The sequence below is a fragment of the Microbulbifer sp. MI-G genome (assembly GCF_030440425.1).
Lineage (GTDB): Bacteria > Pseudomonadota > Gammaproteobacteria > Pseudomonadales > Cellvibrionaceae > Microbulbifer > Microbulbifer spongiae.
Window position 1 is genome coordinate 2164522 of record NZ_CP098023.1, and the last position, 24995, is coordinate 2189516.

General features: G+C 52.9%; 12 protein-coding genes. 2 read left to right on the forward strand and 10 right to left on the reverse strand.

From position 1 onward, the window contains the following. Nucleotides 1-5: 5 nt before the first annotated feature. The 10 genes from M8T91_RS09065 to M8T91_RS09110 form a co-directional block, all read right to left on the reverse strand. Nucleotides 6-1157: a class I SAM-dependent methyltransferase gene (locus M8T91_RS09065; protein ID WP_301418922.1), complete on the reverse strand. Its 1152-nt coding sequence runs from the start codon at nucleotides 1155-1157 to the stop codon at nucleotides 6-8. Next, a complete protein-coding gene (locus tag M8T91_RS09070; RefSeq protein WP_301418925.1) occupies nucleotides 1154-2254 on the reverse strand; it encodes a saccharopine dehydrogenase NADP-binding domain-containing protein in 1101 nt (366 codons plus the stop codon). The genes M8T91_RS09065 and M8T91_RS09070 overlap by 4 nt, the downstream gene beginning before the upstream one ends. Beyond that, nucleotides 2251-4005, reverse strand: coding sequence for an ABC transporter ATP-binding protein (locus M8T91_RS09075; protein ID WP_301418927.1), 1755 nt, complete (start codon nucleotides 4003-4005; stop codon nucleotides 2251-2253). The genes M8T91_RS09070 and M8T91_RS09075 overlap by 4 nt, the downstream gene beginning before the upstream one ends. Next, entirely contained in the window at nucleotides 4002-5810 is a 1809-nt protein-coding gene (locus M8T91_RS09080) for an ABC transporter ATP-binding protein (RefSeq protein ID WP_301418929.1), read from the reverse strand. Before M8T91_RS09080 ends, M8T91_RS09075 begins: the two co-directional genes overlap by 4 nt. Next, a complete protein-coding gene (locus M8T91_RS09085) occupies nucleotides 5811-11396 on the reverse strand; it encodes a non-ribosomal peptide synthetase (protein ID WP_301418931.1) in 5586 nt (1861 codons plus the stop codon). A 48-nt stretch (nucleotides 11397-11444) separates the two neighbouring features. Further along, nucleotides 11445-18068, reverse strand: coding sequence for a non-ribosomal peptide synthetase (locus M8T91_RS09090; protein WP_301418933.1), 6624 nt, complete (start codon nucleotides 18066-18068; stop codon nucleotides 11445-11447). Beyond that, nucleotides 18046-19461, reverse strand: a complete 1416-nt coding sequence (locus M8T91_RS09095) for an isochorismate synthase (protein WP_301418935.1) — start codon at nucleotides 19459-19461, stop codon at nucleotides 18046-18048. The genes M8T91_RS09090 and M8T91_RS09095 overlap by 23 nt, the downstream gene beginning before the upstream one ends. After that, the gene (locus tag M8T91_RS09100; RefSeq protein ID WP_301418936.1) at nucleotides 19458-19787 is read right to left on the reverse strand and encodes an isochorismate lyase; all 330 of its coding nucleotides are present in this window, start codon (nucleotides 19785-19787) and stop codon (nucleotides 19458-19460) included. Before M8T91_RS09100 ends, M8T91_RS09095 begins: the two co-directional genes overlap by 4 nt. Nucleotides 19788-19930: 143 nt before the next feature. Beyond that, nucleotides 19931-20113 (reverse strand): chorismate mutase family protein, encoded by a 183-nt coding sequence (locus M8T91_RS09105; RefSeq protein WP_301418938.1) that lies wholly within the window; start codon nucleotides 20111-20113, stop codon nucleotides 19931-19933. A 407-nt stretch (nucleotides 20114-20520) separates the two neighbouring features. Then, nucleotides 20521-21258: a thioesterase II family protein gene (locus tag M8T91_RS09110; protein WP_301418941.1), complete on the reverse strand. Its 738-nt coding sequence runs from the start codon at nucleotides 21256-21258 to the stop codon at nucleotides 20521-20523. Nucleotides 21259-21379: 121 nt separating this feature from the next. Here M8T91_RS09110 and M8T91_RS09115 point away from each other — a divergent pair, with 121 nt between their 5' ends. Then, nucleotides 21380-23005, forward strand: a complete 1626-nt coding sequence (locus M8T91_RS09115; protein WP_301418943.1) for a (2,3-dihydroxybenzoyl)adenylate synthase — start codon at nucleotides 21380-21382, stop codon at nucleotides 23003-23005. Between the two features lie 416 nt (nucleotides 23006-23421). Then, nucleotides 23422-24951, forward strand: a complete 1530-nt coding sequence (locus M8T91_RS09120; RefSeq protein WP_301418945.1) for a PQQ-dependent sugar dehydrogenase family protein — start codon at nucleotides 23422-23424, stop codon at nucleotides 24949-24951. Nucleotides 24952-24995: the final 44 nt, after the last annotated feature.

Consider the following 24995-nt stretch of genomic DNA (forward strand, 5'->3'; position numbering starts at 1 on the left):
GCTCCTTAAACAGCTATCGCAAAAAATAGAGTCTGACCCGCGACCGATAATGGCGATGTCGATGCAGGTAAGAAGCACTTAACCTCAAAGCCGGCCACAACCAGTTCTTCCTGCCATGCTGTGCTGTCGATAAACACCTGGTCGGTTCCCCCTCTCCGGTCTTCGCTCCCCAGAAGAGGCTCCGATTTTGCGGGAGAAAGAAGAAACTGCATTGCCGTTAACATGGCATGGTTTTCCCGAGTGGATTCGCTAAACAACAGCCAGCCACCGGTGACCAGAGAACGACGAATACGCTGTAAGGTCTGGCCAATATGAGCGGCGTTGTGCAAAACATTGCCAGCCACAACAATGTCGGTGCTGGCTGCTGGGATTGACTGCGCGGTGAAATCCGCATTGATATCGAGCAGGCTGCAGCGCAAACCGATGTGATTGCGGAATTTCTTCTGGGCAGCGGTGGTGAATAGAGGCGATATATCCGTAAAGCGATAATTAATCGGCCTGCCAGCCAGAGTATCTAAGATTGCAGCAGTGGTTAGACCCGCTCCACCGCCTAATTCGAGCACTCTTAACATAGGACCGGGTTTTACGGCCTGTTTGACAATGCTCGCCGCCGCATAATTGAGATAAGTCGTAAACCAGTTGTTCTGGTAGGCGGCCAATGCGGTTAGTATTTCTCCATTCTCGAATAGCAGTTGATTAATGGAGACCTGATCCCGCACCAGTTCAGCCAAATGCGTGAGGAACTTTTGATGAGACTGAGCCATTTCCGGGGGAAATCCCAGCGCATCGTAGGCCTCTGGTAATTTATCTGCCCCAGCTGCACTCTCGGGAATTTGCTCCCAGGAATAGTTGCCATTACTGAGCTTCAAAAACTCTCGTTCAACCAAGGCCACCAGCCAGCGGCGAACCAGCCAGTGGTGTCGGGAAGCGGCACCCAGTGTATTAATAATTTCGTCACTGCTGCGCCCGACATTTTCGGCGGTCAACGCGCCGCTGGAAGAAAGCAACTCCATAATCGCCCACAGGCTGATGAATTCCAGCCTCTGCATTGCGCCAGGCAGTTGCGCCAAACCACTGTCTACCGTCAGCTCAGCAGGTAGAGCGGCCAGCCCAGCCTCATGGACGGTATTGGCAGTTGGAGGTGTTAGGTTTTTCAAATGGCTCCCTCCTCAAGGCACTCCATATCTTCAATACTTGTTTCCAGGGTGGTTAAAAAACTGAATGCCCCAATCTCCGACATGCGCTCCATCGCTGACGCCGGCGGCAATACTTGGGCGCAGTAGTGACAACCCGCTGGGATTTCATCGCGAAGTACAGCCAAAGTGGTAACTGCGGCTACCGCTGCTGTTAGATCTGCATTACCGGTGCCCCGCAACGCCGCCGTGCGAGTGCGCTCTTGCCCGCTGTATCTACCGGTAAGCTGCAAAAGCATGACCACATAAGGATGGCGCCCCGCCAGATCCAGCGCACTGGCCCGACACAGCGCTGCCCGCGCTTCGTCGCGGCTCAAACCATGGGCGCTATTAAATGCCGACAAGATATGAGAGCCGGTAATCGCGTTATACCAATCGCCTTCAGAGAGGGATAAGTCCCGGGCCAAACGCTCGCTTTCACTGTTTAAATACGGGAGAACCGTGGCTGTGTCTGGGAAAAACGGCAGCTCCACATCGGAGCGGCGTTTCAGTACACCGTTCAAACGGCGACCATTACGCCAGGCCGCCAAGGGCTTGCTGTGCTGTTCGTTGGCGCCTTGTAAATAATCATCGGCAGCGACATCGGTAAACCGATCGCGCAGGCCGAAATAACTGGTCAGGCTCTCTACCTGCGAAAATTCCTGCTCAGCCAGCCAGCGTGGTAGCAGGCTACTAAGCCCCGGCTGTAAGCCGGCTGATAAAACTGCGATCAATCCACGGCTCTGGTAATAGGATAAATCGAGTTGCTCATAGAGAGCCTCATCGCCAGCAACATCGATATAGGCTGCCCCCACTTGTGCCGCAGCCTTGGCAACCCTGTCGCCAATTAAATGTGAAGGTCCTGCGCAATTGATCAGAACCTTACAACCGGATACAAACTGATCCAGCGAGGCTGTATCCAGGTAGTCCACCGCCTGATAAGAAACAACTGAATTACTGGATAGCGGCTGTTTATGTGCATTGCGACCACCGATACGCAAAGGGCCCACTTCCAGGGACTGTAAATAACCGGTAACGGCTGCGCCCACATCGCCGTAGCCACCTAAAATCGCAATTGTCACAAGCTCACCTCCGTATCGGTCTCAACCAGTTGCCAGCCAGTTGCACGGCTGCGCTGGTGCCAAAAATGTGCGTACAGGCCTTGCTGGGATAACAATTCCCGGTGATTTCCAATCTCGGCCACAGTACCTGCATCAAGTACGATAATTTGGTCCGCATTCATCACGGTGGACAATTGATGGGCGATCACAATAAGAGTGGAACCCTGTTGTAACTGCCTCAGGGAGCTGTTCAGGTATTTTTCATTGCGCGGGTCCAGTGCCGCTGTCGCTTCATCCAGCACAACGATCGGTGCGGCTTTTAATAGGGCGCGGGCGATGGAAACCCGCTGGCGTTCGCCGCCGGAAAGTGCAGCGCCTCCCTCCCCCACCTGAGTCTGCCACCCCTGCGGCAAGCGCTCGATAATCTCATCCACGCCAGCCAGTTTCGCCACACGTTCCAGTTCTTCCTGACTGGCTTCGGGACAGCTCAAACGAATATTCGCTTCCAGGGTGTCGCTGAACAGATACACATCCTGCATAACGATAGAGACTTGCCGCATCAGGTCTTCTGTGCGCAGTTGCCGCACATCCACCCCGCCCACTTTTACCTGGCCCTGGTCGGTATCAAAAAAACGCAGCAACAAACGGGTGATGGTGGTTTTACCGGAGCCTGATGCGCCGACTATCGCTGTAGTGGTACCCGGAGAAGCCCTAAAGGAAAGATCCTTCAATACCGGTTGCCCCGGCTCGTAGCTGAAATTCACGTTTGAAAATTCAACCAATCCGATTTGCTCGGTAAATGACTGAGGCTTGGATGGCTGAGGTAGCGGCTGCTCAAAAAGAATAGCGGCCAGTCTGCGTAGATCATTACCGGCCATGCGCAGCAGACCACTGCGCCCGGCGAGTTCCGCCAGAGGACCGGTAAATCGGGCCGCCAAAGCTAGCAAAGCCACCAATTCGATAGGGGGAAGTTGTTGATGGAGCGTGAGCCAAATGCCCACGACAGTAACCGCGGCGAAGGCGAGTTGCACCGTAAATCCCCCTGCAAACAAACGGGGGAAGGTCTGCCGCAACATGGAACCCGCCGCTCTGCTTTGCCCGGCAATCGCCTCTTCCAGTGGGGGGTAACTGCTGACATTTTTGCCAAAAGACCTGAGTACCGCTTGATTGCGGGCAAACTCCACTACCCGGCTACTGGCGCGGGCACCGGCAGCATCCACTTCTGTTTCCATGGCGCCTATCCACTGGGCGGACCAGCGATGGCCGATATAAATCAGGGGCACAAACAACAAAGCGGTCAGCCCCAGTCGCCAGTCAAACCACAGCATCGCCACCCCCACTGTCAGAGGAGTGACAACGCCGCTGACAACAGGGGGTAGCAGATGTGCAAAGATATTGGTCACCATCAAGGTGCCCCCGGTTGCACTGCGGGATACACGACCCACTTTTTCGGGGTTGAACCAACCCAGGGGAAGTTGAGAGAGGTGTTCACCCAACCGATTATGCAGGGTTTTCAATACCAGAATGGCCAGTGCCGCCCCTTTAACGGTTTGCTGGTAGCGGGCAACGCAGGCGATCACAACAACCGAGAACAGAGCGATCAACCAAAAGCCAACCGCCTGCATCTCAGAGGCCAACAGTGAGCTGAGCAGGGGCACCAGAAGTGTCACCGCGATTCCCTGTAAAACCCCATAGGCGAGAAGCCATACCGCATAAATGCCAACTTCACGGCGATACGCGGGTCCGAGAATGGCGAGCAAACTGCGAATCATGATGAGACCCCGCTAGTAACCTGAGCCTCACCACTCATTGCTTTTTCATTCTTTTCCGCACTGTTGTACAAACGCCATAATTCCGCGTAGTGCTTGCCCTCAGCCAACAATTGCCGGTGACTTCCGCATTCAACCAAGCGGCCGCCGTCCAGGACCGCAATCTGATCGACACCGGTGATGGTGTGCAGCTTATGGGCAATCACCAGTACCGTGCGATTGCGCACCAGGCAGGATAAAGCCTGCTGAATTTGCGCTTCGGACTCCGGATCGGCATGGGCTGTGGCTTCATCCAAAATCAACACAGGGGCATCTGCTAAAAGCGTGCGCGCGATACTTAGGCGCTGCGCTTCTCCACCAGAAAAAAAGGCATCCTTGCCAATAACCGCCTGGTATCCTTGGGGGAAACTTAAAATGTGTTCATGGATGCAGGCACTGCGCGCTGCATCCTCCAAATCCTGGTCACTGGCATCCGGGCGCCCAAGGCGCAAGTTGTCTGCCACAGTGCCAGCCAACAGTTGGGTCTCCTGAAGTACAAAACCCACATGTCGATATAAATTGTCTGGCGCAATATCACGGACATCGACGCCCCCCAGGAGTACAGCACCCTGAGTCACGTCATAAAAACGGGGCACCAGCTTGGCCAGGGTGGATTTCCCGGCACCGGAACTCCCAACCAAAGCCGTGATCGAACCGGGGCGACAGCGCAAATTAATATCGCTTAATACCGGCCGATCCTGGGTGTAGGCAAAACTGACCTGCTTAAAGAGCAGCCCTGCACCTTTGGGCTCTTTGGGTTCAGAGGTAACAGCCAGGGGCGCAACCCCCAATAGTTGATCGATCCTGCCTGCGGCAGCTTTGGCTTTTTGCTGGGCGGTCAGCCCCTGGCTCAAGGTGAGGATGGTCTGGGGAATCATCACGGCGATCAGCGTTGTTGCGAGAACATCAATCGGCTGAATACCTGTATTCACTACCAGCCAGGCGCCCCCAGACAAACTCACCAACATAATGACTGGCACCGACAGGGCCAGAGACGTCACGGCCTCCAAACGGACAAGCGGTGTCACCCAGCCCGTGTAACGGCGGCTGAAATCCTCAACAGCCTGTTGGTAATTTTTGTGGGCGCGGCCGGTTTGCGAGAAAACCTTGACCACCGCAATACCGTGAACAAATTCAACAATCGCAGCACTGACCCGAGCAAAGTCCTTATCCAGCTGCTGCATTTTTTCCCCGAAACCACGCATCATCCAGGCGTAGGACACCAGATAAACTGGCAGGGTGAGTACTGCCAACAGGGCCAAGCGCCAGTCGAGCCAGGATAAATAACCCAGGCCCGCCAGTGGCAGGACAAACGCTGCAGCCAACTCCACCTGGTGATGCGCAACCATATGGTGAAGATCATCAAGGTCGTCTTGCACCGCTTTGCGCACCGCGCCGGAGGTGTGTTCGCTGTACCAACCCAGGGGCACCTGTCCCAATTTCCGCACCAGGGCCCGTCGCAGTTCCGCCTGCATACGCTGGTCGGCAATATGGGTTAACCACAAACCGATCACGGTGCAGATCCAACCCATCGCCAGCCCGGCAACTATCGCGAATACAACGGGAATAATCGCATCGGCGATATCACTGATATCGGGCGTCAGGAACAGGCGAGCCAGCTCAACGATACCGATAAAAGGAATCAGTGAAGTGAGCGCACCACAGGCACCGAGCACCACCCCCAGCCACACGAGGCTACGAAATGGACGCATCAGTTCCCGCAGGTTGGGCTTTCGCAAGTTAGAATTTGGCAAAATGTGCTCAGCCATCTATTCGCCCGCTTTACCGCGCTGTAATGGTTTTGCCAAGAGCTCAACGACAGTGGCAACCTGTGGCGGCTCCATCACGCTGAAGTGATTGCCCGGCACATGGATTAATTCAAAATCACCCAGACAAACATCCTGCCAATAAGGCGCAGCCATATGCCCTACGCCGGCAGTGACACCGAAGGATTGCTCTTCCTGGCAGCGCAAGTAGGTCATATCGCCAATATAAGGAGGCAGGTCAAAACAGGCGGCGCGCATACTGTGTCGGCACACCCGGAAAAGCCCCGGTATCATCGCGGCTTCAACCGGCACACCCGCCTGGGCAGAGGCCAACTCGGTGTAACCGGCCAGGCGCTGTTCCTGGGTGAGTTGTGAACGTTGCCGCACGGCTTCGGCGACCGCTTTAAGCCCGGCATCACCATCAAGTTCTGCCATTGCACCGGCAGGAACACGACCGCTGTGTTTCTGCATTAAGGTCTCGATCGCGCGGGAAATATCTTCGCTCCCGATATGCTCACCAAATACCGCTTTTACCGGGTCGAGATTGAGATTGGGGGCAAAAATCGCTTCGAAAGCCAGCTCTTCATCGGTATCCACAAACATTGGGATACTGTCGATCAGGCTCAGGTCAATCACATCGACACCGCGCTCCAGCAGTCTGCGCGAAACTTCCGTCGCCAGCAGGCCGCCCAGGCAGTAGCCAATTAGCTGGCAACGCTGATAGCCCTCGTCGATGATTCTCTGGGCGTAATCATCGGCGGTGCGCTCGATTAACTCTTTGGCATCAATGGACAGATACGTTTCTGTATCGGCGACAGCAATTCCAATGACCGGACCCAAATCCTGGGCCGCAAGCGCTTTGCCCAGGTGCTGGAAATAATCCAGGGTACCCAGGGCCGCATGGAACATAATCCGTACCGGCGCCTCTTCTTTGGATGCCCCTTTACCCTCGCCCTTATGACTGAAAGGCACCATCAAGGAGTTGCTGCCCTCGCGGGTAGTTGCAACCAGGTTGTTGCTATCAGTGTCTGCGTGTTCCTCGGCAGCGGCATCCGGCTCGACTCTCAGTGCTCTGGCCAATGCCGCAACGGTTGGTCCATTGAGCATATGGCGCAACAAGGCGTCGTAAGTGAACGATTTTGCCTCGGGAATCTCTTCCAACAAGCGCCCTGCAACCCGCGCCATAATCAGCGAGTCACCACCGAGATCGAAAAAGCTGTCCTGTCGGCCCACATTATCGAGGCCCAGTGCGTTAGCCCAGAGCTTGCACAGAGCCGTTTCCAGAGGGTCCATCTGTTCTGAGTGGGCAGCCTCTTGCGCGTCTCCAGTCGCAGGTCGCCAACCGGCCAGCATTTTGCGATCGACTTTGCCATTGGCGGTGAGCGGCAGCTGGTCGAGAACTTGTAAATGGGCGGGCACCATATGCGCGGGCAATCTATTCGCTAAAAAGTCCCGCAGTTTCCCGGCACTCAAATACTGCCGGTCAGTTTTCATCTGCGCGGCCAATAAGTTCATACCAAAAGCAGACAAAGGATGCTCATCTTCCGGCAGGCAGAGCACTTGGCCAGCGCCATGGGCTTTTAACAGCGATTGCCATTTTTCGATAGACAGGAACTTGGTCGCACCACAAGCGCGATCATCACCGGCGGGGGCCATCATAAAACCCTGGGTGAGCAGGATATGGGCGTGATCCACCGTTGGCTCAGTCAGGATTAACCAGCCGCCGGGCGCCAGCAATTTGACAGCACTGGCAATAGCCGCCTCTGGATCTCGGGTACTGTTGAGCATCCCGGCACATAAAATGACATCTGCACTATTGGGCGCCAAACCCTGGGCGCGATAGTCTGTATTGAGATCCATTAACCCGAAGCGCACCCAAGGCCACTCTTTAAATTGACGGCGAGCCTCAGTCAGGAAAAATGCAGTCATGTCGGTAAATAGATAGTCAACGTCATATCCATCCAACATGGGAATAACCGACGCACTGGTAGCCCCTGTGCCAGCACCCAGCTCAAGAACCGTTAACCCTCTATCGCTCTGGGCGGCAATGCGGTTAATTAATGCGGCAACGGCGGCATTGTTATAGCGGGCAATAAGATCGTCCCGATAGAGGGACAAAGCCACCTGCTGGTCACCCTGGGGGAACAACAATTCAAACGGATTTTGTTGATTCGCTAGTAACCGGGGTAATAACTCGACATGATCCCGGTGATATTGCAGGAATTCCCGATTACAAAAACCGCTTTCAATTCCCTGTTCAACGCGCTTCCACGCTTCGTCAACAGCAGATACGTCGACTGCCCGGGTACGCGTATATTTTTCCTCAGCTGCGGCGCTGATCGTGGATAAGCTGAGCAGCCTTGCATTAACGAGAAGGTCCAACCAACGACGCACCAGCCAGTGATGCTTTTCGTGGACTTCCGCTAGCGAAAGAATTTCTTCTGCACTGTATCCCTGCTCGCAATCTGCAAATACCCCCAGGCCCATCAAGCCGTGAAGCATCGACAACAGGGCCGCTTTTTCAAGCGCCTGCACATAGTCACCGACACTGACAGCTTCCGGCTCACCGGCCTGGTAGTGCGCAAAATGACGTACCGAATTTACCAGCTCGGGATCGATAACCGCCGGCTCGGCATCATCCATGCGACGACTTTCCACAAAACCCAACAGATTTAAATCCGCTCGCGAGCCGCCCTCTTTCTTCTCAATCACCGCCGTTGCTGCTGACACTGCGGGGTGGGCCAATAATGCAGACTCCACTTCTCCCAGTTCGATACGGTGTCCGCGAATTTTTACCTGCCCGTCTTCACGGCCCAGGAATTCGAGTTCGCCACCGGGCAAATAGCGGCCCAAATCGCCGGTGCGGTAAAGGCGCTGGCCATCCACCGGGTGAGAGAAGAATTTCTGTTCAGAGAAGGCCGCATCACCGAGGTAACCATCGGCCAACCCCAGGCCAGTAATCATCAGCTCGCCCGCCACCCACACAGGGGCATCGCGCAACTGGCTATCCAGCACCCGGAAACCCTGGTTCGTCAGCGGCACGCCATAGGGAATACTGCTCCAGGCAGGATCGACTCGCTCAATACGGTGGTAGTTGGACCAGATTGCAGCTTCCGTAGCCCCACCCATGCCGATCAGGTCCAGTGCTGGCACATGGCGCCTGATATGTTCCGGTAAAGTAACCGGAATCCAATCTCCCGATAGCATTGCCAATCGCCATTCGGACAGCGGCCGAGGCTCTGTATCCAGATAGGTGGCCAGCATTTGCAACTGCGCGGGGACAGAGTTCCACAATGTCACCCGGTGCTCATCCATGACCTCCGCCCAATGTGAAGGGTCTGCACCGCGGGCCGGATCGGGCAGCACCAAAATCGCACCGGCTGCCAAGGGGCCAAAAATATCGTAGACCGACAAGTCAAAACTGAGTTGGGCCAGCCCCAAAATACGGTCGCCCGGGCCCACTTCGAAGCGGCGATTAATATCCAGCACCGTATTTAAAGCGGCCCGATGATTAATCATCACACCCTTGGGCTCGCCGGTAGAGCCGGAGGTGTAAATTACATAAGCCAGCTGCTCCGGGTCGCCATTACTGGCTACCGGGATCTCGGTTTCAGGTGCCAGGGTATCTACACTGATCACCTGCACTTCTGATGGCCACTTAATTTGCGCGGCGATGTCGCTGAGTGTCAGGACGTATTCCGCCTCTGCACTCAGCAACAATTTATTGAGCCGTATTTCCGGTTGTGCCGCGTCCAGTGGCAAATAGATACCACCGGCCAGGAGCACACCGAGGGTCGCCGCTATTTGCTCTCGCCCTTTCGGCATTGCAATGGCCACGCGGCCACCCAGCTGGAAACCTTCTTTGCCCAGCGATTTGGCGATACCCGCCGCTTTTTTTGCCAGGTCGCCATAACTCACACTGCCATTGCTATCAATAATGGCAGTAGCTTCCGGCGTTGCCGCTGCCTGGGCAAATACGCCCTGATGCAATAACTCTGAAGGAACTAGTCCATCGGTTTGATTGACCTGAAGCCTCTCCTGTTGCTGCCACTCGGGTAAAGAAACCGGAGATTTGCCTAGCCATTGCCCGTCGCCGCCAGCGGCAAGCGCATTCAACAAGCCGGTAAAGGCCGCGAACATATCCTCCACCAGGCCCGATGGAAAAACGCCCTGGCGCACGTCCCAGTTAATTTCCAGGCCTTCGGCATCATCTCTCACCTGGCAATCCAGGGTGACTTGCGGTGTCTGGGTAATTCCCCTGCCGGACTTTCTACCGCTAGCGGGTTTTTCGCTATCTCCCAGCCCAATAGCACTGGTAAATACCACCGGCATCAATGCGGCCTCGGGTCCGCGCGCACGGGACATTTCCCGCAGTACTTCCACACCGGAGAACAAGCGGTGATCAATATCACTGAACAGCTGTTCGCCAATGCCAGCCGCCCAATCGCGAAAGGTTTTTCCATTGGAATCACCAATCGCCAATACACTGACCGAAGTAAAATCACCGATCAGCTGGTTAACCTGAGGGTGTAAGAGCAGCCGATTCAATAAGGTAAGACTCAGGCTGAAGCATGGCTGGCGGCTCCACCGCTGCAATACCGCTCCATAGGCAGCCAGAACAGCAACCGACGCGGTCAAGCCAGCAGTACCGGCTCGCTGCTTCAGTGTCTGCCAGTGCGCCGTGTCCAAGCGATAGTGGCGGCGATCAAAACGTACAGATTCCGCCTCTGAAGCGGGCGGCAATACCGGTAACTCAGGTGCCGCCGGCAGTTGCTCAAGGCGATCCAACCAATAGCGACGATCATTTTGGTAGCCCTGGCTGTCCAATAGACTTCGTTCGGCCAGCAGGTAATCGCGAAAATCAATTTCCAGTGCTGGCAGGACTGCGCTCGGGTGAGACAGCAGGAGATCGAGCTCATTAAATAAAATGCCCGCACTGGCCCAGTCCGCGATCAGTGCATCCATAGAGAAATGTACTATATGACCCATATCTGTGCGGGTATGGCGCAGCTCGAACATGGGCCACTCACCAATGGGGTAGTTGCGGTGGCCCAGTTCATCTCTCACCGATTCCAAGGCAAGCTCCAGGTCCGCTTCGTCCAAACCGGTGAGGTCCTGGCTTTGCATTTCGTAGTGCGGCACTTGGGGGAGAATCCGCTGGTATCCCTCCTGCTCGATAACCACCCGCAACATTGGGTGACGCTCAATCAATTGGTTCCAGGCTTCCTGCAAGCCTTTTGGGTTTAATCCCGGGTATTCCAGCTCCAGGTAACCGTGACAAGCAACGCCCCCATAGCCAAATGCATTTTGCCGCCCCAACAGATAGGCGGTCTGCACATCGCTTAAAGGGAAAGGCGCATGCCGATTTTCCACGTCGGCCTCGACCACCACTCCCAAACCCTGGTCGTTGCCAGCGACTGATTGAGCCGCGTTCAGTATTTCGATAATTTGTAATTTGTGTTCCCGCAACCTCTGCTTGTGCCGCTCCGTCAGCAGGCCTTTGGCCGCGCGAAAACGCAGTTGTTCGGACTCGGTCCAGAGTTCCACCCCAAGCCCTTGTAGTTCGTTGATCAGTTCCATAGCCGCCATGGGGTTAAGACTCCGTCCAATCGCTGAAAAATAAAATTGCCAACAAGCTCATATCACGCCCTCTTCCACCGTATCGGGATCAACATCCACTAGCGGTTCCATTGCACTTAGGGCACCGGCAACATCTGCCAGTCTCGGAGAGGCAAATAAACGTCTGAGGGGAAGCAGCAAACGGTGTTGCTGTTTTAGGCGGTCGATAAACCGGGTTGCCAATAAACTATCGCCACCCAATTCAAAGAAATTCTGATCGCGGTTTATTACGGGCAGGCTAAGAAGCTCTTGCCAAATCTGGGCTACCAGGCGCTCGTTATCCGTCACCAGTTCAGCCGCTTTTTCCTGTTGCGGTTTTTCCACTGCATGCACGAGCTTTAATACTGAAGCCCGATCCAATTTGCCATTTGCACTTAGGGGCATTTCCGGCAAAGTCACAATGAAATCCGGGACCATATAGGAAGGCAGATGGTGGCGAAGGTACTCACGCAAGTCATCAGTACTAAAAGTTGAAGGACATTCAGGTTTAAGCACAACGGCAGCAACCAGCTGTTGTTCTGTGGCCAGCACTAGCGCGCGTTGCACAAACATCTGACGATTAAATACGGTTTCGATTTCACCCAGCTCTATGCGATGGCCACGGACCTTGACCAGGCTATCGGCGCGCCCCAAAAATTCCAGGCATCCATTGGGCCAGTAGCGTCCAAGATCCCCTGTGCGATACCAGCGCTCACCATCGACCGTAACAAAGCGCGCTTCGGTCAATTCGGGCGCCCCGCGATAGCCCATGGCGACACCATCACCACCGATCCACAGCTCACCCGTTGCCCAGTCAGGGCAGTCGCGCCCCTGGGTATCCACCACCCTGAATTTCTGGTTGGCCAGGGGGTATCCGTATGGGATCGAGTGCCAGCTTGGGTCAACCTCTATAACTTCAAAACTGTTGGACCAAATAGAAGCTTCCGTGGCGCCACCCAGTGCGATAAAACGGCATTCGGGCTGTACTTGTTTTAAGCGCTGGGGTAAATCCAGGCCAATCCAATCGCCGGAATTTAATACCAAACGCAATTTGCCAGGCGGTGTACCGGCACCGACAGTGAGCAACATATCCAGTAGCGCCGGTACCGTATTCCAGACGGTGATGCCGTAGTGACATACCCGTTGATGCCAGCGCTCGGCATCCCGCCGGTCCTCCTCATCAATCAATACCAGCGCACCACCGACCGATAGCAGTCCGAAGATATCGTAAACAGAGAGGTCAAAATCCAGGGCTGAAATGGCCAGTACACGATCATTTTCATCAACAGAGAAACGTTCGTTGATATCCGCAATGGTATTCCAGGCAGCACCGTGACTGATTTCGACGCCCTTGGGTTCACCTGTGGAGCCGGAAGTGAAAATGATATAAACCAGTTGCTCAGCTTCTGTTGCAATAGGCTTATCTATAGGAGCGAACTGTTCGGCCTGTTGAATTGCACTTTGGTCGAGCACCACTTTTACCTCGGCACGGCGCAACATTGACTCGCGCCTTGCCTGCGGTTGATCGATACCGACAGGTAAATAAGCGGCTCCCGCTGCGAGTACCCCCAAAACAGCGGCAATCTGGTCGGGCCCTTTGGGCAGGTTAACGGCCACTACCTCGGCAGATGAAACCTGGCTTTGCAATAACCAGGCAGCGATGCGCAAAGCACGCTCTGCCAGGACGCCATAGCTCAGGGAATTATCGTCCCCCCAATATAAGGCGATATTCTCGGGATTTGCTTTTACCTGCTGGAAAAATCGCTGTGACAAATTATCCGTTGAATCAATTGCGATATGCTTTTCAAGCTGGGTTCTCAGCTCCCGTTGAGCACTGGGTAATAAATCAGGCGGTGTGGAATCCCATTCAGCGTCACCCGCCCATTGGAGCAAGCCGATATAGGCCTGAAACATTTCCGCGCACATCCCCTCTGGGAAAAGCGCTTCGACAACATCCCAATTTAAGAAAACGCCACCCTCGACTTCGACCACCTGGTGATCCAGCCAGACTTGTGGTGTTTGTGTCAGGGCCCAGATAGGTTCTCTCAGAGGCCCATTCTCCGGTGCCGCTGTGCCACCGGGAATACCCAGTGCGCTGGTGAAGACCACGGGCATTGTGGCTTCCGCCTCGCTCTGCCGGCGGGCTAATTCCCGCATCAGGCTAACACTGGAAATATCTCGATGTTCCAGGGCCGCGCCAACTTCCCCTTGTATTTTTTTCGCTCGCACCAACCAGCTGTCACCGGCCTCTGGCCGGTAACCCACCAGGGTCAGGGAGGTGAAATCCCCCATCACTCGATAGATATCCGGGTGAACTTCACGGCGATCAAACAAAGTAAGGTTCAAGCTCAGGTCAGGGCGACTGCTCCAACGACTAAGCACTTCGGCAAAAGCCGTTAAAAGGAGGCTCGAAGGCGTGATTCCCTGCTCAGCCGCGCGCGCAACCAGGTTTTGCCAGGTCCCCTTATCAATCTGCTGTTGATGGCGCACAAAGTGCGGGCGCTCAATGGATGCCGGCTCCCGCACAATGGGCAGCTGGGGCGCGGGAGGCAACTCCGATAATTTGTGCTGCCAAAAGGTTTTTGCGGCAGCCAGTGGACCTTCGGCAAGATCACTATCAAATACTGCGGTAGTTTGCGGCAGTACATTGCGCACATAATCGCGGAAAGAGAGTTCGATAGAAGGTAGATCAATACCGGGACTCTGATAGAGGATATTTAACTCACGATAAAACAGCAGAATACTGAAAGCATCGAGAATCAAATTATCCAACCCAATAGCCAATCGGGTATTGCGCCCACAGCGCACCGCACGGACATCAAACAGTGGCCACCTGCTGGGCTCAAACACCTGCTCCGCGCACTCCTGTCGCTGTTGCGCAAAAGCAGAAGCTGGATCGCGGTCTACCTCTGTAACATCAATGGAAAATCTCGGCACATCGGCAAGGATGCGCTGTCGACCTTCGCTGTCGAATACAGCCCGCAGCATTTCATGGCGTGCAATCATGGCGTTTAGTGCAGACTCCAAACGCTCCAGATCGAGATCAACAACATCGTATTCGCGATAAAAATGACAACCGATACCACCCAAAACAAATTCCGGGTCCCTTCCCAGCCAATAGGCCCGCTGGACATCGGTAGGTTCAAAAGCGGTGTACCGGTTGGCCTTATCCGATTGCCACTGTGTGGCAGCAATTTCGCTAGTACCTTTGTTTCGCTGTGGGTTCTCAGTTGGATCTTGAACTAATGTCGCAGCAAAGTCGGCCAGGCTGGGCTGGCTAAATAATTCCGAAAGTGTGACACCTTCAAAGCCAGACTCGCGCAGGTCTCGCACAACACGGGTTGCTAACAGGGAGTCACCCCCAAGTGCGAAGAAGTTATCGTCCCGCGCTATATCGGTAACATCGAGGAATTTGCACCAGGCGACAGCCACCTGCTGCTCCAATTGACCTTGCGGTGGGTTCTGCTTTGCCTGGTGCTGCGACAGGGATTCATCGGCAAACTGCTGTAAACCACCGCGATCAATTTTGCCATTGGCGGTAAGAGGTATTTCGGCGAGACAGCAAAGCTCACTGGGCAGCATGGCGCTGGTCAATCGTTGGCTCAGGAATTCACGCAGGTCGTTCAAGGGTTCCTGCAACTGCTGCAAATCAACAAAGTACTTTTCTGGATTGATATTCCCTTGCGATAATTTGGGTTCCAGAACGACAACCGCAACCACACCTCGCTGAGTCAGCAGTGCCACCGCTTGCGCAATCCCTTTGTGCGCAGTCAGTGCCGCTTCAATCTCGCCGAGTTCAATGCGGTGTCCACGCACCTTGACCTGATTATCGGCGCGGCCCAAAAACTCCAGGCATCCGTTCGGCCAGTAGCGGCCCAAGTCTCCGGTGCGGTACCAGCGCTCGCCTTCGTCTGTCACAAAACGGGCTGCAGTGATACCGGGAGCACCGCGATACCCCAAAGCAACGCCAGCACCACCGATCCACAACTCCCCTGTCACCCAGTCAGGGCAATCGCGCCCCAGGGCATCCACCACTCTGAATTGCTGGTTAGCCAAGGGGTAACCATAGGGAATAGATCGCCAAGAGGAATCAACTTCTTTGACTTCAAAATTGTTCGACCAAATAGAAGCTTCAGTGGCGCCACCCAAAGCGATAAAGCGGCAATCCGGGTTAACTCGTTTTAACCGTTCCGGCAGGTCGAGGCTGATCCAGTCGCCAGAATTTAAAACCAGGCGCAGCTCGCCAGCTGGAGTATCACCACCCGTGGTCAGCAGCATATCCAACAGCGCCGGCACCGTATTCCAAACAGTAACGCCATACTGACACACCAGCTGATGCCAGCGCTCAGCATCCCGCCGGGATTCCTCTTCAACCAATACCAGTGCACCGCCGGCGGACAAGAGCCCAAAAATATCGTAAACGGAAAGGTCGAAATCCAATGCTGATACGGCGAGCACTCGATCATTTTCGTTAACCGAAAAGCGCGCGTTAATGTCCGCTATGGTATTCCAGGCACTACCATGACTAATTTCGACGCCCTTGGGTTCACCGGTAGAACCAGAGGTGAAAATGGTATAGGCGAGATCTTTTGCCTCTCCCACCACAGGCTGGGATAAAGGCGCGACACCAGAGAGCACAGACAAGTTATCTATAACCAGCTTGGCTCCGGCAAGTTTGAGTACGCGCTGTCTACGCAACGGTGGCTGGTCTATACCCAGCGGCAGATAAGCCGCTCCTGCCGCTAATACGCCCAAGGCTGCAATAATCTGCTCCGGCCCCTTGGGTAATAAAATACCGACCAAATCACCGGGCTCAACACCTTGAAGCTGTAAATACGCGGCCATCGCCAAAGCACTGTGGGCCAACTCCCCGTAACGGATTTGATCACCGTTCCAATAGAGAGCCACTGCTTCAGGGCAGTTTTTAGCATTGCTAAAAAAATGTTCATGTAATTGGTGAGGCTGGTATGGCTTGGCTGTGGAATTAACCTGCTGGCGCTGCTGCTTTTGCTCCGCTGGCAGCAGCGATGGTATCGGCTGGGCCCAGAATTCCGGGCTGCCGATCAGGCATTCCAGTAACTGCGTAAAGGCGGCAAACATGCCATCCAGGACGCCGGGAGCAAAAGCAGCTTCCCGCGCATCCCAGTTTACGGACAGGCCACCTTTGAGTTCCATAACCTGTACGTCCAGCCACACTTGTGGCCCTTGGGAGATAATCCAATTGACATCTCCAAAGGCACTGCGAACTGACTCGCCAAATAATTCTCCCAACCCAAGCGCACTGGTAAAGACAACCGGCGCAAACACCGTTTGTCCCTGTTGCCTGCTGAGGTCACGCAGCACCTCTACGCCGGAATAACTCCCGTGCGCTACATCCTGACGGAAGTTGTGTTGTAAACGCTGTGCACGCTCAACAAAGGTTCCACTCTGGCTGCCCTGCCAGGCAAGCAAGATCGAAGAAGTAAAGTCTCCTACCAGAGAGTTGACATCCCGGTGCAGGGATTCCCGGTCGAACAGGGGGAGATTCAGCAGGAAGTCTGACTCTTCGCTATAGACCGTAAGCACTTCGGCAAGGGCCGCTGCCAGGGTCATGGACAAAGTAATACCGTGACGGCTCGCAAATTCCGCTAGCCGGTTTTTCCGATCAGCAGACAGACTATAGTGGCGACGAACCACTCGACGAGTGTCTTTAGACTCAGTATCTATCGCAGTGGGTAATTGAGGGACACCGGGCAAATCTGCCAGGCGACCCTGCCAGTGTTCTTTGGCCTGCTGCTTCTCAGCCTGCCGCTCTTCCTTTGAGTGAAGAGCGCTGCGGTCAGCCTGGTAGCGCGGATAACTGTAATTCAGCGGTACCAGTGAGTGCTTTGGTTCCAGGTAGAGCTTGGCCAAGTCATTCAGTAACACGCGCAGACTAAAGGCATCTGCAGCTACCATATCCAGATTAATATGCAGGCGTGTGCCGCCAGCTTTTAATTCCGCAGGTAACAATGAGAGCTGTACATCAAAAACCTCGCCCTGCAATATATCCAGCTGCCGATGGGAGAGTTGCTCCCTAACAGCGATAAGACTCTGCTCCGCTTCTGCGGCAGCCTGATGCCTGAAATCATGAACCTTTAAACCGGGCCAGCTCACTTCAGCGGGAATCTGCTGTCGACCATCATCGAGGATTTGAACACGCAGCATCCCATGTCGCTCGAACAGGGAGCGCACAGCCTGTTCCAATCGATCAGGTACTACTTCCTGGCCATCAAACTCATGATAAAAGTGTGCGGCAACGCCCCCTAAATATTGATTCGGGTCTCGTCCAATCCAATAGGCATGTTGCATCGGTGCCAAATCAAAGGGAGTGCCTTCATCAAAGGCTCCCAGCACAGATAAATGTTCACTGGTACTTTCTTCAGTTCCAGTAGCCAACTGAGGTAGAGAAAGCCAGGCTTCCAATTGAGGCACCGCGATAAGATCAGCAAATTTTACTTTGATCTTTTTCTGCCTTAATTGGCCAGCTATCTTCATGATTTGTACTGAGTTGAGCCCCAGCGCAATTAAGTCAGCCTGCGGATGAATGTCATTAATATCGGCATCAATAGCCTGATAAACTAAATCCTTTAACAAACTGGCCGGGCTGATTGGCTCTGATTTATCCTGCGGCTTCGGCGACAAGAGATACGCTCCTTATTGCGTCTCGGATAACACGCATTTTGATACAGCTTTCACGATACTCGTGGGTAGGAAGGGAAGCCTCAACCAGGCCGCAACCGGCAAATAGTGTCACCCTGCCCGGGGTAAAAAGTGCAGAACGCAGCGCAACAGCAAACTCCCCTTCCCCCTCGGCATTGAGCCAACCAACAGGTCCGGCATACCAACCGCGATCCAGACCTTCATTTTCACGGATATACTTCAGTGCTTTTTTCCTCGGCAGGCCACCCACCGCAGCACTTGGGTGTAAATCCGATAAGACATCCAACAGATTTACGCCATCTTTCACAAAGCCTTCCAGCGGCGTAAGCAAATGCTGAATTTGCTTTAATTTGCAGAGTTGGGGCGGTTCCGGTTCCGCTACGTTGTGGCAGCATTTGCGTAAGATAGAAAGGAGATGCTGAACGACCAAGTGATGTTCAAATCGGTCTTTATCGCTGTTGAGAAGAGATAACCCCAGGCTATAATCAGTTGCAAAATCTTTTCCCCTAGGCGCGCTACCCGCCAGTGCTACAGTATTAATACACTTATCTTTCAATGCGACCAAACGCTCGGGTGACGCGCCAAGAAAACAGCTCTTTTCCCGTACGAAAGCAAACAAAAATGCACCGGGATAGTACTCTCTCAGATACTTGAGAATATCCCCAGGACAACAATTCACGGCTAGTGAGTCCGATCGCGCAAGGACGACTTTTTGCAATTCGTTACGCTTGATTGACTCAACCGCATCAACGACGCGCTGTTGCCAGCTCAAGGCATCAGTACTGCTGTTGTCAAAATCCACACCATCCAGCAATAAACTGTCATAGTCAGGCGCTGATAAGGGGCGCGATACAATACTTTGCCACCGTGCTCTCGCCCGCTTAGCAGCAAGGCTGCAATCCGTTTGGCTACTGACCATAATGTTGATTACCAGGTAACTACGGTCCCTTTCACAGAAAAAGATAAGATCAGGCAGTGTCAGTACGGCTGTGGGAAAATTTTTCCATAGGAGTGACGGTGCTTTCTGGCAATCAAAGGCAAATCCACCGTATAAAACCGGTTGATGACCTCCGATTATCACCGAGGAAGCCAGCAGTTTTTGCCAGTTAGTTTGGATTTCGGACCAGGATCCCCCAGGGGCACAGCTAAGCTCACAGGCAGAACCAAAACCTACAGCGTAATGATCACTAGAGGGTGTACTCCACAAGCACACGGTCCGTTCATATTGATAGTTTGCGGCAAACAGTGCGAGTGGATCGTGCCTGTTGCATGGCAGTAGATACGATGCAAGTACCCTAGATTGCTGGTGATTCGCCCGCAATTTTGCTTGTTGCAAGCATTGCTTCAAGCCGGCAAACTCGAAGCGGGCCTTCATACATCCTCTCCCACAGACGCCCGATAGTTTTCACGCCAGTGCAGTGTTTGCTGATTAATAAACCACTGGATAATGTCGGTAAATAGCAATTCGATGTAGTCTGCGCACAGCTTTGCCTCCTCAGCCCAGTGGCGCCGATCAATTAGCATAGCCACAACACGATCTGGAGCAGGGATACTGATTTCATCTGGTTTGAACTGTGCGGCGGACAATACATAGCCCATGCGCTGCTGCAACAAGCTGATAATCTCACGATCTATAGCGTCGATACCCTGGCGTATTTCAGTCAGATTTTCGCATTCCATTGGCAACTTGGCGGCTTGCATAAAAACTCCATCACTATAGAGTTGATTTTTTCATTGCAATTGTAAATGATAATCATTATCATATTATTTTGCAAATCAATGGGTAGCCTAGAAGAAGAGATCGGCGCCTAACTGCACCTCCACATCCCAGTGACACTGATTAATCAATTCAGCCGGAACTGGTCTGGAGCAGGAATGCTGGTTTCATTGGGCTTTAACTGTGCTGCAGACAATGCATAGCCCATAGGTTGCTGCAACCATCTAGTGATCTCGTGGTTTATGGCATCAATACCCTGGCGGAACTCATTAAGATTTTTACCTTTTGTCGGCAATTTGGTTGCTTGCATAAACTTTCTATCATCCAGAGTCGATCTTCCCATTGAATGAGCAATGTTATAACATATCATTTTTTGAATCAATGGGTTATTCTGGATAACTTGATGGAAGAGATCGAAAGGGAGTGACTTTTTTGAAATTTGATGATTACGGGACTCTACGATCTTTACACTGCACTTGAGATTAATGGTTCAGGGTGAACTCTGTAGTGACTAGGATAACGGTAATGCTTTAACTAGCAGGTTAATGGAGTGACAGCAACCCCTCTACAACCCTATTTCGCTTTTCGTTCTTATTTTTTTACCGCGGATACAAAAAGTGCTTCCGTCAGTTTATTTAGAGCGATCGCTAACTGAATCTGTGCAGGATGGGTAGCAATTAACGGATGATGTCCCGGCAACTCTGGTCTTTTCCAGACTTACGTAATACGCAGTTGCTGTACTATGTGATTAATCACTAAATGGGGGCGCTCAGAGAAATAAAAATGATTGCCAGTATATTCATGGAGATGAAAATGACAGTTGGTCCACCGTTGCCAGCCACGAGCATCGTCAGCAGTGAGTTCAGGATCATCCCGGCCCACCATGGCTGTAATCGGGCAATTCAAATATTGATCCGAAGACACCCTACTGGTTTCGATCAAATGGTAGTCCTGGCGTATAGTGGGGAGAAGCAGGGCCCGTAATTCCGGTATCTCTAACAATTCAGGAGCAGTTCCACCAAGCTGTATGAGCTGTTGGCATAGGGAATCATCATCCAGTTGATGCAGATTTCCAACTTCTTGAAACTGAGGAGCTTTGCGAGCAGACACAAACAGATGCTCAGGACCACACAGGTTTCGGCCCTGCAAAGAGAGAATCAACTCATGGGCAACCGTTGCGCCCATGCTATGCCCAAATACGGCCCAGGGTCGATCGAGAATGGAGGTGACGGCATTACCCAGTAACGTGATTAAACTCCGCATATCTGCTGGCATCACCTCATTACAGCGCTGCTCCCTGCCCGGCAGGCAGACGAGTACTAGTTCAATTGACTCCGGCAGTAGTTTTGCCCAGGGCCGGTACAGTGCAGCAGTACCACCAGCATGGGGCAGGCACAAAAGTTGTATTGCTGCATTGGGTTTGGGGCGAGGAACATTTAGCCAGGCGCAGGACATAAAAACGTATCTCGATAAATGACTTGGATTGTAGATACTACCCTGTATTTTTAAATTTAGAAATGTGAAATAGTGGCGAGTCTTATTAGTCTGCTCCAGCTACTAATTACAGGAGATCAAAATGAATAACGATTTACTTAACGGTTTCAAGCCTCATCCTGAAGAAATCGAACTTCATTACAAACAACAGGGAATTTGGGATAATCAACCTATTTGGGAACTGATTGCGCGCAATGCCCAGGATTTGCCAGACCGCTGTGCGGTTCGTGATTTATCACACCAGCTAACTTACGCCGAACTGCTGAAAGAGGCCGACCTTATTGCCGCAGGGTTACTGGCAAAAGGTTTCAACACAGGGGAGCGCGTGGTATTCCAGTGGAGTAATCAGGTCAGTTTTGCCACAACTCTACTCGGAATATTTCGAGCAGGACTGGTGCCGGTGATGTCTTTACCGGCACACCGCCAAAATGAAATCTGTCATTTTGCACAGTTGTCTGGTGCAAGCGTGTATATCACCTCTGGAGTTGAGGGGGATGCAAGCCGTCTCAGCATGATAAAGCAAATCGCTGAACAAGCTAAAACCCTGCGTGGCATATACAGCGCTGATGACATGGACCCGTTTGACCCTTTACCCAAGGGAGAAGACGATTTTACCCCACCTTCTACAGATCCCGATGCCCCGGCTTTATTCCTGGTATCAGGTGGCACAACGGGTCTCCCCAAGCTGATTCCACGCAGTCACAACGATTATCGTTACAATATTGCCTGCGCTGCTTCTGCTTGCGAATTGCAAAGCAATGAGGCTTATCTGGCCGTACTCCCTGCTGCGCATAATTTTCCACTTGGTTGCCCCGGCATTCTCGGCACCCTGGCAATGGGCGGACAAGTCGTATTTACTCGAGATGCCAGCCCGGATCAATGCTTTGAACTGATAGAGCGCTTCGGTGTTACTGCTACTGCGCTCGTCCCGGCTCTGGCCCAAGTCTGGACTGCAGCGACCGCTTGGGAGGCAATGGACCTTAGCTCCCTACATCTGTTACAAGTTGGTGGTTCAAAACTTGCCAAATCCGATGCCCAAGCTGTCATGGCTGCCTTTCCCGACGCATTGCAACAGGTTTTTGGTATGGCTGAAGGGCTCGTTTGTTATACCCATCTCGGTGATACCGATGAAACGATTGTTACCACTCAGGGCAGACCCATGAGCCCACTGGATGAGCTGCGTGTTGTGGATGACTTTGGGCAGGATGTTGTCGCAGGCCAAGAGGGAGAATTACTCACCCGCGGTCCTTATACGCTGAGAGGCTACTATCGTGCTGAAATACACAACCGCCGTGCCTTCACTCCAGACGGTTTTTATCGTAGCGGCGATCGGGTACGAATACAGCCAGATGGCAATATCGTTGTCACCGGTCGAATCAAAGATGTTGTTAATCGCGGAGGAGAAACTTTCGCATGTGATGAGATCGAAGAGCATTTACTCGCACACCCAAATATTCTACAAGCGGCCGTACTCCCTATGCCAGACACAGCGCTGGGAGAACGGGTTGGAGCCGCCATTGTATGTAACGGCAAAGTGCCTACCCTACAAACGCTACGCAGTTTTCTGATCGAAAGAGGTCTGGCAACTTTCAAGTTGCCAGAACATCTTCATGTGCGATCAAGCCTTCCGATGACTCCTGTAGGTAAAATTGATAAAAAGAAGATCTTGGAGATTGAAGGTGAGTCGAGGACGAATATTGCCTATTGAAAACTCTTTTTTGCAGAAATTAGAGATATCTCTGTGAATTTATCCGCCTGAGTTTGGCAGATTAGAGGTAAAGGATAAAAGCCACTTGTGAAGACATGGGCGCCATAGATATGCAGATTTCGCTTGAAACAGGATAGAGAAAACCTTGATACTAAGATATCAGCACTAAGCTAAGAGGAACCTAGACTCAGGCTACAGAATAGGCAATAAACGTCTCTGAATCTTGGATGCCCTAAGCCACATCTGATATTGGTGTTTCTGATGGAAAAAAGCTTCTGATCAACTCGCAGAAGAGATTTTGAAAGTTTCTTCCATGGTCCTGTTCTAAGGATAGTGGAGAGGCCCGAACACACCCTGAGACAGCGACGTCGCAGGTGATCTGTGCTTTCTGAAGTCAATAACCGTGAGGAACCAACATGTCGCAGCACAACGTAGCCATTGCAGTACACGCGGTGGAACATTCGCTGAAGTTGCTGCTGAGATCACTTCTTTGCATTTTTCTGCCTACTGTCACCCTGCATGCACAGATTGCACCTCCCGCCTCACCTTCGAATCTGACAGTGGAGGTGAAACCCGCTGGTACGATGTCCGTAAAACCAGGAGACAACATCGCTTCGCCGCAACCTTATGGTTTCAAAGAACTATTCCTTATCAGCCACAATCCAATCGCCATTTATAGCTTCGATACACATTCTGAAATAACTAGGCAGATCTTTGATGTATCGCAGGTCCCGGCAGAGATCGAACCGGTGGGGACCTTTGCATTGATGAATGTCGTCGGAAATCCCCTATGGAAAAAAGTCTATATGGTGTTCACTTCGCGGACACTTCCTGCTGGAATTCCCGCCAGCTACCTGCCGAATCCCGACAGTGACCCATCTGGCGGTCGTGAGGATTTCGAATTCATCGATACCTTTGCTCCTGAACTCGGTTATGGAAACTTCAACGGCAGTGGTACTGGGGAAGTTGAAGAATTCAAGCGCTTCAATCAAGACATTTACAATATTGATGCGCCGGATTACCAGCTGTTTTTCAACCCCGCTCCAATTGAAGTCGTCTATCACGTCTTCATCGAGTTTGAATATAGGAACGGCAAGCTTTTCAACCCAAGGCCTGTCCTCGGCATCCAAGTTCAGGAGGGTCCCTTTCACCGCGGCGGCGGACTGACGGTCATGCCTGGAAACAAGCTCGCCTATACGACTGGTGACAATCTCCCGTTTGGCATGGATGGACGCCGCGCTCCACAGGACGACAGCACGCACCTCAGTAAGCTCTTGATTGTCGATCCGCGCACCGGCAATTTCCAAGTTGCCGCAAAGGGTCTCCGGAATGTCCAGCACATGCAGGCGACTACACTGCCCCCGGGCATTGCGTTCACGGATATTGGCGGCGTAACGGCTGAAGAGGTCAACTTTATTCCTTGGAGTGAATTTATTGACACATCGACGATTGAAAACTTCGGTTGGGGCCGAAGCGCAGATGGCCTCGCGCGCGAAGGGACTTTTTACGTAGGCGAGGGTCAGCCCTTCAAGCTGGGTGATGAGCCTGCGTCGGTTGGTGAGGCTCCAATTCCTGAGCCAGGGTTCCACCAACCTCTCGCTCAGTATGGGCGTAGCACAATGACTCCTTTCACGGCCGTTGCAGTGTCAGGACCCGTAGTAACCAGGCGGTCTTTCAAGGAGATTACCCTTGTTATGGGTGACCTGGCCAGCGGGGAAGTGTACGCAACAACCGATAAGCTCACTGAAATCGACGTTGAACTCTTCATTGTTAATCTGGTTGACCAGAGCGGTGAACCAATTGGCCCCAGCAACTCACTCAATGACCTCGTGGGGCCAGATCCCGCGACGAATCGTTCAGATCCGCGTTTTTTTCTATTTCCGAATGGAGAGGCCGGTGTCCTGCTCGAAAAAACAGGCGACTTTTACGTTCTGAGTGAGAAGTAAAAGATGCCAATTGCCGGCAAACCTGACGGATCACCTCCCTTCAC